Source organism: Pseudomonadota bacterium, assembly GCA_023229365.1.
Taxonomy (GTDB): domain Bacteria; phylum Myxococcota_A; class Polyangia; order JAAYKL01; family JAAYKL01; genus JALNZK01.
In genome coordinates this window covers 12,151-27,325 of sequence record JALNZK010000072.1, presented here as the reverse complement: position 1 = coordinate 27,325, position 15,175 = coordinate 12,151, and the positions used below count along the sequence as shown (strand labels likewise).

The following is a 15,175-nucleotide window of genomic DNA, read 5'->3' as shown; positions in this document are numbered from 1 at the left end:
GGCGTCGGCGTCCACTCCCGATAACTCTTCGTCATGCCGAGATCTTCGCACTCGGCTTCAGGCTTGTCGATCTTGCGGAGCGTCTATGCGCAACAGGCTCCTAGGTCGTGGGATCCTCCCCGTCGCGCTCGTCCCCCTCGTTCATCTCGTCCTTCTGGTCCTGATCGTCCTTCTTCACCTTGGGCGAGGAGATCTTCACCTTGGGCACGAGCCCGAGCTTGCCGCCCTTTTCGTTGGGGACGAAGCGGACCTCGGTCTTGATCTCGAACGAGAGCTGCGTGAGCAGCCGCGCGAGCTCGTCCGAGAGGTTCGTCTTCTCGAGGAAGATCCGCATCTCCTTCGCGATGACGGCGAGCGCCGCGTGCTTCGTCTCGTCGATCTGGGAGAGGATGTGGTTCGCGATCTCCCGCGGCAGCTTGAGATCTCCCATGAGCGACTTCAGGCGGCCGGTCGCGCTGCGGTCCGGCGTGTCGTCGTTTGGTCCGGGCATCCTGTTCACCTTCCGTCGCCGAGGGGCGCCTTCGGGGGCGCCGCCGCGGCGTTCTGCGCCGGCGCCGCTGGTGGCGGCGTCGCGGTCGGGAGGACGAGCTCCCTGCCTCTCTCGATCGCCTCCCGGAGCTCCCAGGAGCGCGCCTTGAGGCGCGCCGGATCGCACGGGAAGAGCGCCACGCCGATCCCCGCGCCGCCGCCGCCGCCGCCGTTCTCTCCCCAGGCGTAGGCCGAGTGCAGCACGCATCGCCGCAGGGTGTGGTCGAAGTACACGGAGTAGAGCGCGGTTTCGTGCAGCAGCTCGAGCATCGGATCGTCCTCCGCGGCCTTCGCGAAGAACCGCTGCGAGTGCTTCGGCGAATGGCACGCGGCGCAGCACGCGAAGATCGCCGCCGCGGCGAGCGCCTGGACGATGCGAGCTCTTCCTCGTCGGTTCAATTCCGCCTCCCCATCTGCTCGTCGCCGTCCCGGGGCGCCCTGTCGCGATCCCGGGCCGTCGACACGAGCCTCCCGAGCGCCTCGAGCTCGGACTCCATCCGCTCCGAGCGGGCGCCCTCGGCGGCGAACCTCCGCTTCAGGCGAGAGCTCGCGCGCCACCACGCGAGCGAAGCTGCCGACGCGCCGATCAACGCGCTCACGAACATCACGGCGCTCAGGCGCGCCTCGAAGAGCGCGGTGCTCGGGGCCGCGTTCCACGGCATCGTCGGCCAGCGGATCACGACCCAGTCGTCGTTCGCGATAGCGAACATCAGCCCGGACCACAGGGCGGCCGCGACGAGGGCGGCGATCGCGAGGAGCCGAAGAGGGCTGCGGGGCTTTGAGGCCGGGCGGCTCATGGCGCGTCCTCGTCGAGCGGCGCGAAGCGGGCCCGCAGCGCGGCGTAGGTGTCGTCCAGGTGCTGCGCCATGACGCGGACGTCGGCGAGCATCGGCATGAAGTTCGTGTCGCCGTCCCAGCGCGGCACCGCGTGGACGTGCAGGTGGTCGTCGATGCCCGCGCCCGCGACCTTCCCGAGGTTCATCCCGATGTTCAGGCCGTGCGAGGAGAGGGCCTGCGTGAGCGCGGCCTGCGCGTCCACGACCAGCCGGAACAGGCCGTCGCGCTCCTCGCCGGTCAGCGCCTCGAGCTTCGCGACGTGGCGCCGGGGCACGATCATGATGTGGCCGTGCGAGTACGGGAACCGGTTCATGAGCACGAACGCCGTCGGGCGCGCGGCGAGGACGAGGAGGGAGGGGCGCGCGTCGCGCGTCGCGTCCCGGGCGCGGCAGAGCACGCAGCCCCCCTCGGCCTTCGGGCCGGTGATGTACTCCATCCTCCAGGGCGCCCACATGATGTCCGACACGAGAGGTCCTTTCTCGACACGGCCGCGGAGGTGCTATTATATCGCATCGAATCGCATGACAATCAAAGGACAACTTCCGCTCCTGATAGCCGTCCTGTCCGCGGGCCTCGCGCGACCCGCCGAGGCGCAGCGGCATTTCGTCGAGCTCGAGACGCCTTCGCTCGTCGCCGCGGCGCGTTCGCGGGAAGCGCCCGTGCCCCGCGATCCGAGGGGGCGCTTGGACCTCGGCAGCCGGGCCTCGCGGGCGCACCTCGCGCGCCTCGATGCGGCCATGGAGCGTTTCTCGAGGGCGCTCGCCGCGGCGGCGCCGGCCGCCCGAATCGAGCGGACCTACCGCGTCCTTTACAGCGGCGCGGCGGTCAGCGGGGTCGACGCCGACGTGCTTGAGAGGATGCCGGGCGTCGCGCGCGTGCGGCCAGCGGACACGGTCCGAGCCTCGCCGAGCCTCGCCCACTCGCTCGACGCGATCGACGCCGACGCGCTCTGGTGCGAGGTCGGCGGCCTCGACGACGCCGGAGAGGGCGTGAACGTCGCGATCATCGACACCGGGATAGACATCGACAACCCGATGTTCGATCCGGCGGGGTTCTCCGTGCTGCCAGGCTACCCGCTCGGCGAGGCCGCGTTCACGACGGCCAAGGTGATCGCGGCGCGGGCCTACTTCCGGGAGGCGGATCCGGTCGACACGACCGTTGACTCCGCGGATCCGGACGACCACCGCGGCCACGGCTCGCACTGCGCGGGGATCTCCGCCGGCAACCTCACGACGGCGTTCGAGATCGCCGGCGCTCCGATGATCCTGAACGGCGTGGCGCCGCGGGCGCGCCTGATGAACTACAAGGTGTTCTACAACTCCGTTTCGGGGCAGTCCGGCGCCTACGACGTCGAGCTCATGGCCGCGTTCGAGGACGCGGTCGCCGACGGCGCGGACGTCATCTCGTGCTCGTGGGGCGGCCCGGACGTCCTCCTGCCCGGCACGCCCTCGGAGCAGGTCTACCGTGCGGCGATCGAGGCCGGGGCGGTCGTCGTCTTCGCGGCGGGCAACGAGGGCGACGGCGCCGGCACGATCTCCTACCCCGGCACCATCCCCGACGCTCTCACGGTGGGCTCGTTCGCGACCGGCTGGGACTACGGCGGCGTCGCGCGGGTCGTGGGGCCGCAACCCGTCCCGTCGCCGCTCGAGTCGATGCTCGCCCTGGTCGGGAGCATCAGCCCCTCGTTCGAGGGCGCCCCGGTCGGCCCGGCGGCGCTCGTCCCCGCGCAGTCCGTCGCCGCGGACGACTCGCCGCTCGGCTGCAGCCCGTACCCGGAGGGCGCGCTCGTCGGCGCGATCGCGCTCATCCGGCGGGGCACGTGCACGTTCTCGATCAAGGTGGAGAACGCGATGGCGGCCGGGGCGATCGCCGTGATCGTTTACAACAACGTTCCTGGGGCGCTCCCGGTCACGATGGGCGGGGTGGAGGTCGAGATCCCGGCCGTGCAGATCGGCAACCCCGAGGGCACGCTGCTCGACGCGTTCGCCACACACCACCCCGGGGTCGAGGTCGTGATCGAGGACACGGACGCGCCGTTCTACAGGCCGGAGAACGCGTGGCGCATGGCCGGCTCCTCGGGGCGCGGGCCCACGGACGCGCCGGCGCTCAAGCCGGAGATCGCGGCCCCGGGCGTGAGCATCCTCTCCTCGAGCGCAGCCGGGGTCGGCTCGCCCCCGAGGCCCTGGCAGGTCATGTCCGGCACGTCCATGGCGACGCCGCACGTCGCGGGCGCGGCCGCGCTCGTCCGGCAGCTGGATCCGGCCCTCGCGCCGGCGGACGTCGCGTCGCTCCTCGCCGCCGCGGCCGAGACGCCGGCGAGCGCGTTCGACATCACGAGACCTATCGACCGCGGCGCGGGGTACCTGGAGCTCGCGGGCGTCGCGGACGCCGGGCTGCGCGCGTTGCCGCCGGCGATCTCCTTCGGAGAGTGCCGGGCCGGGCAGTGGCTCGCGGCCGGCGTCGAGATCGTGAAGGGCGGTCTCGGGGACGATCCGCTCTCGCTCGCGTGGATCCAGTCGAGCGCGGAGCATCCGGCATCGACCTCGCCCGCCGATGGCGCCGAGGTCGACCCCGGCACGTCGATCGAGCTCCGGGTCGACGTGCCGCAGGGCACGCCGGCCGGCGAGTACACAGGTTACGTCGCGGTGAGCGCCTCGAAGACCGTGCTCTGGGTTCCGTACCACTACCGCGTCGTGCCGCCCGTGAAGCACGATCTCCTCCTCCTCGATCTCTCGTTCCTGCCGGTCGGCCAGACCGGCCTCGCCGATGCGTACGCGGCGCTCGCCGAGCGGATGGGGCTGGACTACGACGTCTACCGCATCGTGCAGTGGAATGCCGCGCCGGCCCTCGCCGGGCTGCTCGAGTACGAGGTCGTGCTCGCGTTCTCCGGAGACGATCAGACGGAGAGCGCGGGAACGCTCGGGAAGCGCACGCTCGATGTGCTCTCGACGTACCTGCGCAAGGGCGGCCGCGCGATCCTCGCGGGGCAGGGACCGCTCCGCGGCAACGGGCACCAGCGGATCTTCGGCCTGCTCGGCTCGAAGACCGCGACGACGTACCCGCTCTACGACCCGTACACCTCGGAGCTCGTCCAGCTCGACGAGTACCTCGTGCGCCCCGTCCCCGGCGTCCTGCCGCTCGGCGACGCCCCTTTCGACATCGGCCCGGACAGCGGCGGCACCGGCAACCTCGTCTTCCTCGGCGAGACGACGCCGGTCCTCGGCCCCGGCCTGCCGGCGGTCTTCACGCGCACCGCGCTGGTCATGGACGCGCCGGCCTTCGAGGGAGGGCAGGGGGCGGTCGGCGCGGTGTTCGATCCGTTCTCGGGCTACGGCTTCTATCCCGAGATCGAGGCGCTCGCCACGCGCGCCGTCCTGCTCGGGTTCGGGCTGGAGCGGGTGGCGGATCCCGACGGGCCGGCCCCGGGCCGGCAGGCGCTGTTCGAGGCGCTCTACGAGTGGGTGAACGAGCGGATCGACGCGGCGCTCGAGGTGGCCCAGGTCGGCCGGTACGCGATCGTCGACGTCTCGACGACCGGCGATCTCCCGGTCGAGTTCGTCTACGACTTCGGCGACGGCTCGGTCCCGCTCTCGTCCGTCGAGCCCCGCGCGTACCACGAGTACGCGGCGGACGAGGGGGAGTTCGAGATCTCCGTCATCGTGCGATCGGAGCTCGGCGCCGCGGACGTCGCGCGCCGGACGATCACGCTCGGCGAAGAGACCGAACCCGAGCCGCTCGAAGACGCCGGCCCCGGGGCCGAGCCCCAGCTGCTCCCCACGCGGGGAGGCAGGGACTGTGCGTGCTCGTCGATAGGGCGCGCCGACGGGGCGCGTCGATCCCTACTCGGGCTGCTTCTCGGGGGCCTTGTCGGCGGGTGATCCGCCGCCGGCCTTGCCCGCGGCGTTGGGCTGGACGATCGCGTCCATACGCGGCAGCGCCCCTAAGCCGCGCTCGCCCCTCGCGGCATTGGAGCGGCTCATCGGGCGCAGCGTGATCATGTAGGAGATCTCGACGATCGGCTCGTCCGGGTCGTTCGTGTGCACCTTGAGCACGTGGGAGCCCGGCTTGGAGAAGTCCCCCTCCGGGGCGGCCACGGTCGCCTTGAACACGGCCGGGTTCCCCTCGGGCGTCGTGACCTCGATCTTCAGGAGGCCGTCCGGGTCCTCGACCTTCTTGATCTTCAAGTTCTTGCCCGCGCGCGAGCTCAGGCGCACCTCGCGCTCCGAGAACCCGGTCTTCGGGGACTTCCCGAAGTGGACGCTGCGCACGTACTGCAGGTCGCCGACCACGCTGACCCGGACCGGAATCTCCACCGTCTTGGGCTCGCCGGCCGCCGTGTACTTGAGCTCGATCTTCGCCTGGAACGAGCCGAGCTTGTCGGTCCCCTTGAACTTGACCTCCCACTTGGAGTCGGCGGCGAGGTCGCCCGAGGTCATCTTGAGCTCGAACCGGGGGTCGTCGACGCCGAGCGCCGTCACCTTGATCTTGTCCGGCTCGTTCACGGTGACGCTGAGCTGCTCGGTCGCCTCGGCGCCCTTGCTGAGCTGCCTGAAGCCGATGTTGCGCGGCTCGATCATGACGTCGACGACGATGTTCACCTTGATCTCGAGGACGAGGTTCTTGTTCTCCGGGTCGTTGGACGTCACGGTGATGCGCTTCTTGAGCTCACCCTGCTTGCCCGCGGTCTTGAGCACGGCCTTGATCTCGCCTTCCCCGCCCGGGGGAATCCGATCCGTCGAGACGACGGTCGCCGTGCAGCCTCACGAGCCGCGGGCTTTTTCGATCTGGAGCTCCGCGGTGCCCTCGTTGCGGATCTTGAAGACATGCGTGGCCTCGTCGCCCTGCTTGATCTTGCCGAAGTCGAACGAGGACTCGACGGCCACGATCTTGGGCGCCCCGGCCTCGGCCTTCTTCACCTCGGCCGCCGGAGCGGCTTCCTCCCCGCACTTGCACGACGCCAGGAGCAGCGCGGCGAGGAGGCACGCGCACCCGGTGCGGATCCCTCTTTTGGTTGTGCCGGACATCTTGATCTTCCTTCCTTGCCGGAAAGAGGCGCGGCCGTCGATCAGCGGGTTTCGGGAGACGCGTCGCCGCGGGGGGCCTTGGCCGCAGGGCCGGCGTCGGCAGCGTTCGCGGGCGAGGCGTCGGCCGCGGGTTGCGCCTCGGCCGGCAGTTGAGCCTGCTTGTCCTTCGAGAGGTCATCGAGGTCGACCTCGGTGCCCTCGAGCTTCTCTTCAGCGAGCGCGGCGGCCTTGTCCTCCAGATCCGAGGTCTTGGAGGAGGACATGTACGCCAGCACCATCGACGTCACCATGAACAGCATCGCGACGGTCCCGGTCAGCTTGGCGATGAACGACCCCGGTCCGCGCGGCCCGAACACCGTCGAGCTGCCGCCGCCGCCGAACGCGGAGCCCATCCCACCGCCCTTGCCCGCCTGGAGGAGGATCGCCAGGATCAGGGCCACGCAGAAAATGACGTGCAACGTGGTCAGCAGGTAAACCATGGACGTGCTTTCTACCCTCCGGAAATGTCGTGTGTCAAGAATGTTCGGCGGGGGCGGTCAGCGCGCGCCGGCGACGATCCCGAGGAACGGCTCCGCCTTCAGGGCCGCGCCCCCCACGAGGGCGCCGTCGACGTCGGGCTGCGCGAGCAGCTCGGCCGCGTTGTCGGGCTTGACGCTGCCGCCGTACTGGATGCGCAGCGCCTCGGCTGCCTCCTTGCCCGCGAGCTCGGCGACGAGGCTCCGGATGAACCTGTGGGCGTCCTCCGCCTGGGCGGTCGTGGCGGTCTTTCCGGTGCCGATCGCCCAGACCGGCTCGTAGGCGACCGTCACGCGGCGGAGGAGGGCGCCGTCGAGGCCGCCGAGCCCGGCGCGGATCTGCACCTTCAGGCGGTCCTCGGTCTTGCCGGCCTCGCGCTCGTCGAGCTTCTCCCCGACGCAGAGGATCGCCTCGAGCCCCGCGGCGAGCAGGGCGTCGAGCTTGCGGCGGACGATCGCGTCGGTCTCGCCTATCACGTGGCGCCGCTCCGAGTGGCCGACGAGCGCGAAGGCGCAGCCCGCGTCCGCGAGCATGCCCGCGGAGATCTCGCCCGTGAAGGCGCCCTGCTTCTCGAAGTAGACGTCCTGAGCGCCGACCTTGACAGCGGTCCCGCGCAACGCCGCGACCACGGCGGGGACGGAGAGGAAGGGGGGGATCACGGCCACGTCGGCCTTGGCGCCCGCGCCGACCCCGGCGGCGACGGCGCGCGCGAGCGCCTCCGACTCCGCGACGGTGTTGTTCATCTTCCAGTTGCCGGCGATGTATTGTCTGCGCATCGATTTCCTCCTACAGAAGCGCGGCGATGCCCGGGAGGATCTTGCCCTCGAGCATCTCGAGCGAGGCGCCGCCGCCGGTGGAGATGTGATCGAACCCCTTCTCGAGGCCGGACTGCATGACCGCCGCGACCGAGTCGCCGCCGCCGACCACCGAGAAAGCCGACGAGCCGGCGATCGCCTTGGCCATCGCCGTCGTGCCCTCCGCGAACTGCGGCTTCTCGAACATCCCCATCGGGCCGTTCCACAGGATGGTGCCGGCGCGGCCTATCACCTCGCGGAACTTCGCGCGGCTCGCCGGGCCGATGTCGAACGCCGCCGTCCCCGCCGGCACCGCGTTCGACGGGACCACCGAGGTCAGGGTCGCGTCCGGACCCGCGGCCACGACCGCGTCCGTCGGCAGGAGGATCTTCACGCCCTTCGCCTCGGCGCGGGCGAGGAGGTCGCGGGCGAGCGGGAGCTTGTCGGTCTCGACGAGCGATGTCCCGAGCGCGCCGCCGGTCGCCGCGAGGAAGGTGTTGGCCATCGCGCCGCCGATGACGAGGGCGTTGACGCGGCCCAGGAGGTTCTCGATGATGCCGATCTTGTCCGAGACCTTGGCGCCGCCGAGCACCGCGACGTAGGGTCTGTCGACGTCTCCGAGCAGCCTGCCGAGCGCGGACACTTCCTTCTCCATCAGGAAGCCCGCGGCCTTGTCGCGCAGGATGGACGGCACCCCCGCCGTCGAGGCGTGCGCCCGGTGCGCGGTCCCGAACGCGTCGTTGACGTAGACGTCCCCGAGCGCGGCGAGCTCCTTCGCGAGCTTGTCGTCGTTCTTCTCCTCGCCCGCGTGAAACCGCAGGTTCTCGAGCATCGCGACCCCGCCGTCGCGCAGATCGAGGACGACGCGGCGCGCGCCGTCGCCGACGCAGGAGTCCGACAGGGCGATCTCGCCGGCGGCCAGGAGCTCCGCCACGCGGGCGGCGACCGGCTCGAGGCTGTACTTGGCCTCGGGCTTGCCCTTGGGGCGGCCGAGGTGGCTCATGAGCACGACGCGGGCGCCGCGCCCGATCAGGTTCTCGATCGTCGGCAGCGCCGCGCGGATCCGCGTGTCGTCCGTGATGACGCCGTCCTTGAGCGGGACGTTGAAGTCCACCCGGACGAGGACGCGCTTGCCGCCGGCCTCGAGGTCGCCGAGCTTCTTGATCTTCGACAGGTCCATCGCCGTCTAGCTCCTCAGCATGTGGGCGGCCAGGTCGATCATCCGGTTGGAGTAGCCCCACTCGTTGTCGTACCAGCCGAACACCTTGATGCTCGTGCCGTTGATGGCGAGCGTCATCTTGGAGTCGATGATGCAGGAGTGCGGATCGCCGAGGAAGTCGATGGAGACGAGCTCCTCCTCGACGTACTCCATGATGCCCGCAAGCTCGCCGTTCGCCGCCGCCTTGAGCGCGGCGTTGATCTCGTCGGCGGTGGTCTTCTTCGAGACGTTGGCCGTGAGCTCGACCAGGGAGACGTCGAACGTCGGCACGCGGATCGAGAGCCCGTCGATCTTGCCCTTCAGCTCCGGGAGCACGAGGCCGACGGCCCGCGCGGCGCCGGTCGTCGTCGGGATCATGGAGACGGCGGCGGCCCGGGTGCGGCGCAGATCCTTGTGCGGCTGGTCGAGGATCCGCTGGTCGTTGGTGTAGGAGTGGATGGTGGTCATCTGCGCGTCGACGATGCCGAAGCTCTCGTTGATCACCTTGCACATGGGCGCGAGGCAGTTCGTCGTGCAGGAGGCGTTGGAGACCACGGTGTGCTTCTTGGGATCGTAGGACTTGTGGTTCACGCCGCAGACGAACGTGCCGTCGACCTCCTTGCCCGGCGCGCTGATGATCACGCGCTTCGCCCCGGCCTGGAGGTGCTTGCCGGCGCCCGCCTTGTCGGTGAACTTCCCGGTGCTCTCCATGACGAGCTCGACGCCGAGATCCTTCCACGGCAGCTTGGTCGGATCCATCTCCGCGAAGATCGGGATCTCCTTGCCGTTCACGACGATGCTCTTCTCGCGCGCCTCGGCCGTGCCGTTGAAGCGGCGGTGGACCGAGTCGTACTTGAGGAGGTGCGCGAGCACCGACGGGCTCGTGATGTCGTTGATGGCGACGATGTCGAGCTCGGGCTTCGCCTGCCCGGCGAGGATTCGATGGACGCAGCGTCCGATGCGGCCGTACCCGTTGATCGCGATCTTCTTTGCCATGGCTCGGGGCTCCTTTTTTAGCTCACCGGACGGTTCTGCCGCCGGGGGCGTTGGACTCGTATGGTCTCGTCATATCGCCCGCCCGGAGGTGCGTCAAGGCTCGCGGGGGCCCCGCCGAATAGAGGATTTGAACCTCGACGCCGAGCCCGCGCGCCAATAGAATGTGGAAATGGATCAAAGAGAAAGGACGGACACCATGAAGCGAGAGTTCTGGCGCGCGCTCGTTTGCCTGGGTCTGCTCGCCGTCTGGCCGGTCGGTCAGGTGGCGTGCAGCGATGACGGCCGGGCGGGGGGCGATTCGGACTCGGATTCGGATTCGGACTCTGACTCTGATTCGGACTCGGATTCGGACGCGGACGAGTGCGCGGACTACAGGTCCGGGTACCCGGCGAGCCCGTACGGCACGAGCGTGGGCGACGTCCTCGAGAACATGACGGGGTTCGTCGACGGCGACGGGAATCCCCACGAGCTGGCCGAGGTGTTCGAGGACACGTCGGTCGTCGCGATCGCGTTCGCCAACGCCTTCGACACGTGACCCACCTGCCAACAAGAAGCGGGGCTTCTTGAAGCATTCTTGGCGGCGCGTCCGGGGCTCGCGATCATCAACACCCTGAGCAAGTCCGACGGGCCGGGCGACGCGGCGGAGGCGGCGTCGTGGGCCGCGGCGCACGACCTCACGAACGTGCTCGTCTGGGCGGACACGGACGACATCATCTACAGCGACTTCGCGTCGCAGACGCTCATCGACGGCGGCTACCCGTTCACGATGGTCGTCGACGCGGACACGATGACGATGACCTACTTCCAGCCCGGCCAGATCTCGTCGGCGTCTTCGGCGATCCAGGCGATCCTGGACGCCGAGCACCCCTGCGCGGACTACTGATTTCCGGTTGAACTGACGAGGGTTCGGGCCCTTCGGGCCTACTTCAGGACGCCGAGGCGCTTGCCGACGGCCTCGAACGCCTGGATGGCCTTGTCGAGGTGGTGCGTCTCGTGCGCCGCGGAGATCTGCGTGCGGATGCGGGCCTTGTCCTTCGGCACCACCGGGTAGGAGAAGCCGATGACGTAGATGCCTTCCTTCAGCATCTCGTCGGCGAAGCGGGTCGCGAGCGCGGCGTCGTAGAGCATGACCGGCACGATCGCGGTCTCGCCCTTGAGCACGTCGAAGCCCAGCTTCTCGAGCTTCTCGCGGAAGTACTTCGTGTTGTCCATCAGCTTGTCGCGGTACTTGGTCGTCGCGGAGAGCATCCCGAACGTCGTGATCGCCGCCGCCGTGAGGGACGGCGTGAGCGAGTTCGAGAAGAGGTACGGCCGCGAGCGCTGGCGCAGGAGGTCGATGATCTCCTTGCGCCCGGTCGTGTAGCCGCCGGAGCCGCCGCCGAGCGCCTTGCCGAGCGTGGAGGTGATGACGTCGACCCGCCCCATGACGCCGCAGTGCTCGGGCGTGCCGCGGCCGGTCTTGCCGATGTAGCCGGTGGCGTGGGAGTCGTCGACCATCACCATCGCGTTGTACTTCTCGGCGAGGTCGCAGATCTTGTCGAGCTTGACGAGGTAGCCGTCCATGGAGAACACGCCGTCGGTCGCGATCAGGCGGCGCCGCTTGTCCTGGGTCTTCTTCAGGATATCCTCGAGCTCCTCCATGTTGGAGTTCTTGTAGCGGAACCGCTCCGCCTTGCAGAGCCGGACGCCGTCGATGATCGACGCGTGGTTCAGCTCGTCCGAGATGATCGCGTCCTTGTCCTGCACGATGATCTCGAACAGGCCGCCGTTGGCGTCGAAGCACGAGGAGTAGAGGATCGTGTCGTCGGTGCCCATGAACTTCGCGATGACGGCCTCGAGCTGCTTGTGCAGATCCTGCGTGCCGCAGATGAAGCGGACGGACGCCATGCCGAAGCCGCGCTCGTCGAGCGCCTTCTTCGCGGCCGCGATGATCTCCTTGTTGTCCGCGAGGCCGAGGTAGTTGTTGGCGCAGAAGTTGATGACCTCACCGTTGCCGACCTTGATCGCAGCGGTCTGCGGCGACTCGATCACGCGCTCAGCCTTCCAGGTCCCCGCCTCTTTGATGCCCTTGAGCTCCGATAGAAATTCACTCTTGTACTTGTCGAACATTCCGGCACCTCCACGACCCTTTATCGGGTGTTGTTTCGCGCTTTCTCCGGGGCGGAAAGCTAGCAGTTGTCGCAGAATCCGGCAAGGTGTAGCTTACCTCCGCCGGCCGCGGCCCAAAGCCGCGCCAACACAGGAACAGGTGGAAAATGAGCAAAGCGATCAAGAACATCCTGGTGACCGGATCGGTCGGGCAGATCGGTTCCGAGCTCACGCTCGAGCTGCGCAAGAAGTACGGCGCCGACAAGGTCGTCGCCACCGGCCGCAAGACGCCGCCCGCGCCCGAGCTGCGCGACTCTGGGCCGTTCTACTTCATCAACGTCTCGGATCGCGCCTCCGTCGAGGAGATCGTCAAGAAGCACGACATCGACACCATCGTCCACATGGCGGCGCTCCTGTCCGCCGTGGGCGAGAAGAACCCCGAAAAGTGCTGGGACGTGAACATGAACGGCACCATCAACGTGCTGAACGTCGCCCGCGACCACAAGATGGCGCAGGTGTTCATCCCGTCGTCCATCGCGGCGTTCGGCCCGGGCACGCCGCTCGAAAACACGCCCAACGACACGGTGCTCCGGCCCACGACGATGTACGGCGTCACCAAGGTGTGCGGCGAGCTCGTTTGCGACTACTACGTGCGGAAGTGGGGCCTCGACGTCCGCGGCGTGCGCTACCCCGGGATCATCAGCTCCGAGACGCCCCCCGGCGGCGGCACGACCGACTACGCCGTGGCGATCTACTACGAGGCCGTGAAGCAGGCGAAGTACGAGTGCTTCGTCGAGGAGCGCACGCGCCTGCCGATGATGTACATGCCGGACTGCCTGAAGGGCACGATGGACCTCATGGAGGCGCCGTTCGAGAAGCTGAAACACCACTCGGACTTCAACCTCGGCGCGATGAGCTTCTCCGCGGGCGAGCTCGCGGCCGAGATCAAAAAGCACATCCCGAACCTCGAGGTCGTGTACAAGCCCGACTTCCGGCAGGCGATCGCCGACTCCTGGCCGCGCTCCGTGGACGACAGCTGCGCGCGCGAGGAGTGGGGCTGGAAGCCGAGCTACGGGCTGGTCGAGATGACCAAGGACATGATCGAGAAGCTCCGCGCCCGCCACAAGGCCGGGAAGCTGTAGGCCGGGGACAGCCGACGAGCACTAGTTCATTTACAATAATCTACAATCATGTAGATTAACTCATATGAACTTCGATTCCCTGGTGTCGCTGGTCGGCGGTCTGGAGTGGTTCGATCTGGCGACCCTGGTCCAGCTCTCGGACGAGCGGCGGCAATCGATCTCCAACCAGCTCTTCCGCCTCGCGAAGTCCGGTCGGGTCGTGCCCTTGCGACGCGGCATGTACGCGCTCGCGCCGCGCTACCGTCGCGTTCCCATTCAGCCCGCCGCGCTGGCGAACGCGCTGTACCGGCCGTCGTACTTGAGCTGCGAATGGGCCTTGTCCTTCCACGGCCTCATCCCGGAGAGCGTCCCGGTGTTCACCAGCGTGACCTCGCGTCCGCCGCAGCGGTTTCACAACGACATCGGCGAGTTCTCGTACCGCAACGTGAAGCGGGAGCTGTTCTTCGGCTATCGGCCGGTGCAACTGTCAGGCAGAAGCGTGCTCGTCGCGACCCCCGAGAAGGCGATCCTCGACTATTTTCACCTGTCCCGCGGCGAGTGGACGACGGAGCGCATGGAGGAGATGCGCTTCTCTTCTGCGGCCGGCGTCGACACCGCCCTCTTGGAGGAGATGGCCGTTCGGGTCGCCGGACCGCGCCAGCGTCGCGCCGCGGCCCTGTGGTCGAAGGTCGCGAGCGCCGCGGGGGAAGGGGAGATCGCGCTATGAGGGACGAGGCGCTGGCTCTGGTCGCGAGGATCGACGACCCCGGACGCAAGCTGAACCTGCTGCGGGAGTACCTCCAGGCGTTCGTCCTGCGCTCCCTGCACGAGAGCGAGGCGTTCCGCTCGATGGCGTTCGTGGGCGGGACCGCGCTGCGCTTTCTTTCGAACCTGCCGCGCTATTCCGAGGATCTCGACTTCTCGCTCGTCGACGAGCAGGGCTACGAGCCGCGGCGCTGGTTGAAGAAGGTCAAGACCGAGCTCGAGCTTTCGGGATTCGACTGCACCATGCGCTGGAACGAGAAGAAGACCGTGAACGCGGCCTGGCTGGGTCTTCCGGGGTTGCTGCTCGCGGCAGGCTTGGCTGCGTCGCCGCGGCAGAAGCTCTCCATCAAACTGGAGATCGACACGCGGCCGCCTGCCGGGGCCGGCTTGTCGCGAACCGTCGTCAGGAGGCACCTGACCTTTGTCGTCCGCCACTATGACCAGAGCTCGCTCATGGCCGGCAAGGTGCACGCGCTTCTGGCTCGATCCTACCCAAAGGGCAGAGACTGGTTCGACCTCGTGTGGTACCGCGCCCACCGTCCGCCCATCGAACCCAACGTCGATCTGCTGCAAAACGCCTTGGACCAGACCCACGGGCAGGGGCGTTTCGCCGCCGAACACTGGCGCCGACATCTGCAGGACAGGCTGGCGAAACTCGAGGTGGAGGCCCTGGCAGACGACGTCCGGGTCTTTCTCGAGCGGCCCGAGGATCGGAACCTGCTCACCCGCGAGAGCCTGTCAGCGGCCCTCGCCGGCCCGTAGCCGGCCGCGAGCGAGCCCTAGGCCCCGCAGCACTTCTTGTGCTTCTTGCCGGATCCGCACGGGCAAGGGTCGTTGCGGCCCACCTTGGGCGCCTCGCGGTGGAACGTCTCGGGCTTGACGTAGTCGCCGTCCACGAACGTCCAGCGCCCGTCGAGCCTAAGGAACACGGCGTGCTCCTCGTGCTTTTGCAGCTCGCCGTCCTCCTCGTAGGACGCGACGAAGTCGACCGTGCCGTTGTCGTCGTCCGCCCCGCCGCCGTCGGTCTTCTTGATCTCGAGCCCCTTCCACACGGAGCCCTCCGCCCACGCGCGGACGGCCTCCTCGTCGAAGTCGTTGGAGCTGCGCGGGTGGCGCGTCTTCTCGACGTACGCGACGTCGGCCTTCACGAACGCCGTGTAGCGGGAGCGCATCAGCTCCTCGGCGGTCTTCGCCTCGCGCCTTCCCGCGAGCAGCGGGCCGCAGCACTGGGCGAAGCCCTTTTCGGAACCACAGGGGCAGGGGTTTGCGCTCATTCGATGACCTCCGCAGGTGACGCTCTCGCCGCGC

The 15,175-nt window shown here is 68.6% G+C and carries 17 protein-coding genes and 1 pseudogene; 7 read left to right on the top strand and 11 right to left on the bottom strand.

Translation table 11 applies throughout. The annotated features are described in order from the left end of the window. Positions 1–100 precede the first annotated feature (100 nt). From M0R80_21660 to M0R80_21645, 4 genes are read right to left on the bottom strand one after another with little or no spacing between them, the layout of a single operon-like run. Positions 101–490 carry a hypothetical protein gene (locus tag M0R80_21660; GenBank protein MCK9462242.1) on the bottom strand — a complete coding sequence of 130 codons (390 nt, stop codon included), beginning with the start codon at positions 488–490 and terminating at the stop codon, positions 101–103. 5 nt (positions 491–495) lie between these two features. After that, positions 496–927 carry a hypothetical protein gene (locus M0R80_21655; protein ID MCK9462241.1) on the bottom strand — a complete coding sequence of 144 codons (432 nt, stop codon included), beginning with the start codon at positions 925–927 and terminating at the stop codon, positions 496–498. Continuing rightward, positions 924–1,325 carry a hypothetical protein gene (locus tag M0R80_21650; protein ID MCK9462240.1) on the bottom strand — a complete coding sequence of 134 codons (402 nt, stop codon included), beginning with the start codon at positions 1,323–1,325 and terminating at the stop codon, positions 924–926. Before M0R80_21650 ends, M0R80_21655 begins: the two co-directional genes overlap by 4 nt. Continuing rightward, positions 1,322–1,831, bottom strand: a complete 510-nt coding sequence (locus M0R80_21645) for an HIT domain-containing protein (GenBank protein ID MCK9462239.1) — start codon at positions 1,829–1,831, stop codon at positions 1,322–1,324. The genes M0R80_21650 and M0R80_21645 overlap by 4 nt, the downstream gene beginning before the upstream one ends. A gap of 568 nt (positions 1,832–2,399) precedes the next feature. Between M0R80_21645 and M0R80_21640 the strand changes: the two are divergent. Both M0R80_21640 and M0R80_21635 read left to right on the top strand, forming a co-directional pair. Continuing rightward, positions 2,400–3,611: pseudogene (locus tag M0R80_21640) on the top strand (S8 family serine peptidase). A gap of 1,017 nt (positions 3,612–4,628) precedes the next feature. Then, positions 4,629–5,243: a PKD domain-containing protein gene (locus tag M0R80_21635; GenBank protein ID MCK9462238.1), complete on the top strand. Its 615-nt coding sequence runs from the start codon at positions 4,629–4,631 to the stop codon at positions 5,241–5,243. Here the strand turns inward: M0R80_21635 and M0R80_21630 are convergent. The 5 genes from M0R80_21630 to gap form a co-directional block, all read right to left on the bottom strand. Continuing rightward, the gene (locus tag M0R80_21630) at positions 5,205–6,389 is read right to left on the bottom strand and encodes a DUF1573 domain-containing protein (protein MCK9462237.1); all 1,185 of its coding nucleotides are present in this window, start codon (positions 6,387–6,389) and stop codon (positions 5,205–5,207) included. The genes M0R80_21635 and M0R80_21630 overlap by 39 nt on opposite strands. A 41-nt stretch (positions 6,390–6,430) precedes the next feature. Then, a complete protein-coding gene (gene secG, locus M0R80_21625) occupies positions 6,431–6,847 on the bottom strand; it encodes a preprotein translocase subunit SecG (GenBank protein MCK9462236.1) in 417 nt (138 codons plus the stop codon). 78 nt (positions 6,848–6,925) lie between these two features. After that, positions 6,926–7,681, bottom strand: coding sequence for a triose-phosphate isomerase (gene tpiA, locus M0R80_21620; GenBank protein MCK9462235.1), 756 nt, complete (start codon positions 7,679–7,681; stop codon positions 6,926–6,928). 10 nt (positions 7,682–7,691) lie between these two features. After that, positions 7,692–8,879, bottom strand: coding sequence for a phosphoglycerate kinase (locus tag M0R80_21615; protein ID MCK9462234.1), 1,188 nt, complete (start codon positions 8,877–8,879; stop codon positions 7,692–7,694). A 6-nt stretch (positions 8,880–8,885) separates the two neighbouring features. After that, entirely contained in the window at positions 8,886–9,893 is a 1,008-nt protein-coding gene (gap, locus tag M0R80_21610; GenBank protein MCK9462233.1) for a type I glyceraldehyde-3-phosphate dehydrogenase, read from the bottom strand. A gap of 169 nt (positions 9,894–10,062) precedes the next feature. Between gap and M0R80_21605 the strand changes: the two genes are divergently transcribed. Both M0R80_21605 and M0R80_21600 read left to right on the top strand, forming a co-directional pair. Then, positions 10,063–10,428: a hypothetical protein gene (locus M0R80_21605; protein ID MCK9462232.1), complete on the top strand. Its 366-nt coding sequence runs from the start codon at positions 10,063–10,065 to the stop codon at positions 10,426–10,428. Positions 10,429–10,467: 39 nt separating this feature from the next. Continuing rightward, entirely contained in the window at positions 10,468–10,776 is a 309-nt protein-coding gene (locus M0R80_21600) for a hypothetical protein (protein ID MCK9462231.1), read from the top strand. 38 nt (positions 10,777–10,814) lie between these two features. On the opposite strand, the gene M0R80_21595 is transcribed toward M0R80_21600, so the two are convergent. Next, positions 10,815–12,002, bottom strand: a complete 1,188-nt coding sequence (locus tag M0R80_21595; GenBank protein MCK9462230.1) for a glycine C-acetyltransferase — start codon at positions 12,000–12,002, stop codon at positions 10,815–10,817. A 146-nt stretch (positions 12,003–12,148) separates the two neighbouring features. Here M0R80_21595 and M0R80_21590 point away from each other — a divergent pair, with 146 nt between their 5' ends. From M0R80_21590 to M0R80_21580, 3 genes are all read left to right on the top strand, one after another. Further along, positions 12,149–13,123, top strand: a complete 975-nt coding sequence (locus M0R80_21590) for an NAD-dependent epimerase/dehydratase family protein (protein MCK9462229.1) — start codon at positions 12,149–12,151, stop codon at positions 13,121–13,123. Between the two features lie 64 nt (positions 13,124–13,187). Next, positions 13,188–13,829, top strand: a complete 642-nt coding sequence (locus tag M0R80_21585; protein ID MCK9462228.1) for a hypothetical protein — start codon at positions 13,188–13,190, stop codon at positions 13,827–13,829. Beyond that, the gene (locus M0R80_21580) at positions 13,826–14,629 is read left to right on the top strand and encodes a nucleotidyl transferase AbiEii/AbiGii toxin family protein (protein MCK9462227.1); all 804 of its coding nucleotides are present in this window, start codon (positions 13,826–13,828) and stop codon (positions 14,627–14,629) included. Before M0R80_21585 ends, M0R80_21580 begins: the two co-directional genes overlap by 4 nt. A 17-nt stretch (positions 14,630–14,646) precedes the next feature. Here M0R80_21580 and M0R80_21575 read toward each other — a convergent pair whose 3' ends face one another. Continuing rightward, positions 14,647–15,141: a YchJ family protein gene (locus M0R80_21575; GenBank protein ID MCK9462226.1), complete on the bottom strand. Its 495-nt coding sequence runs from the start codon at positions 15,139–15,141 to the stop codon at positions 14,647–14,649. Positions 15,142–15,175 lie beyond the last annotated feature (34 nt).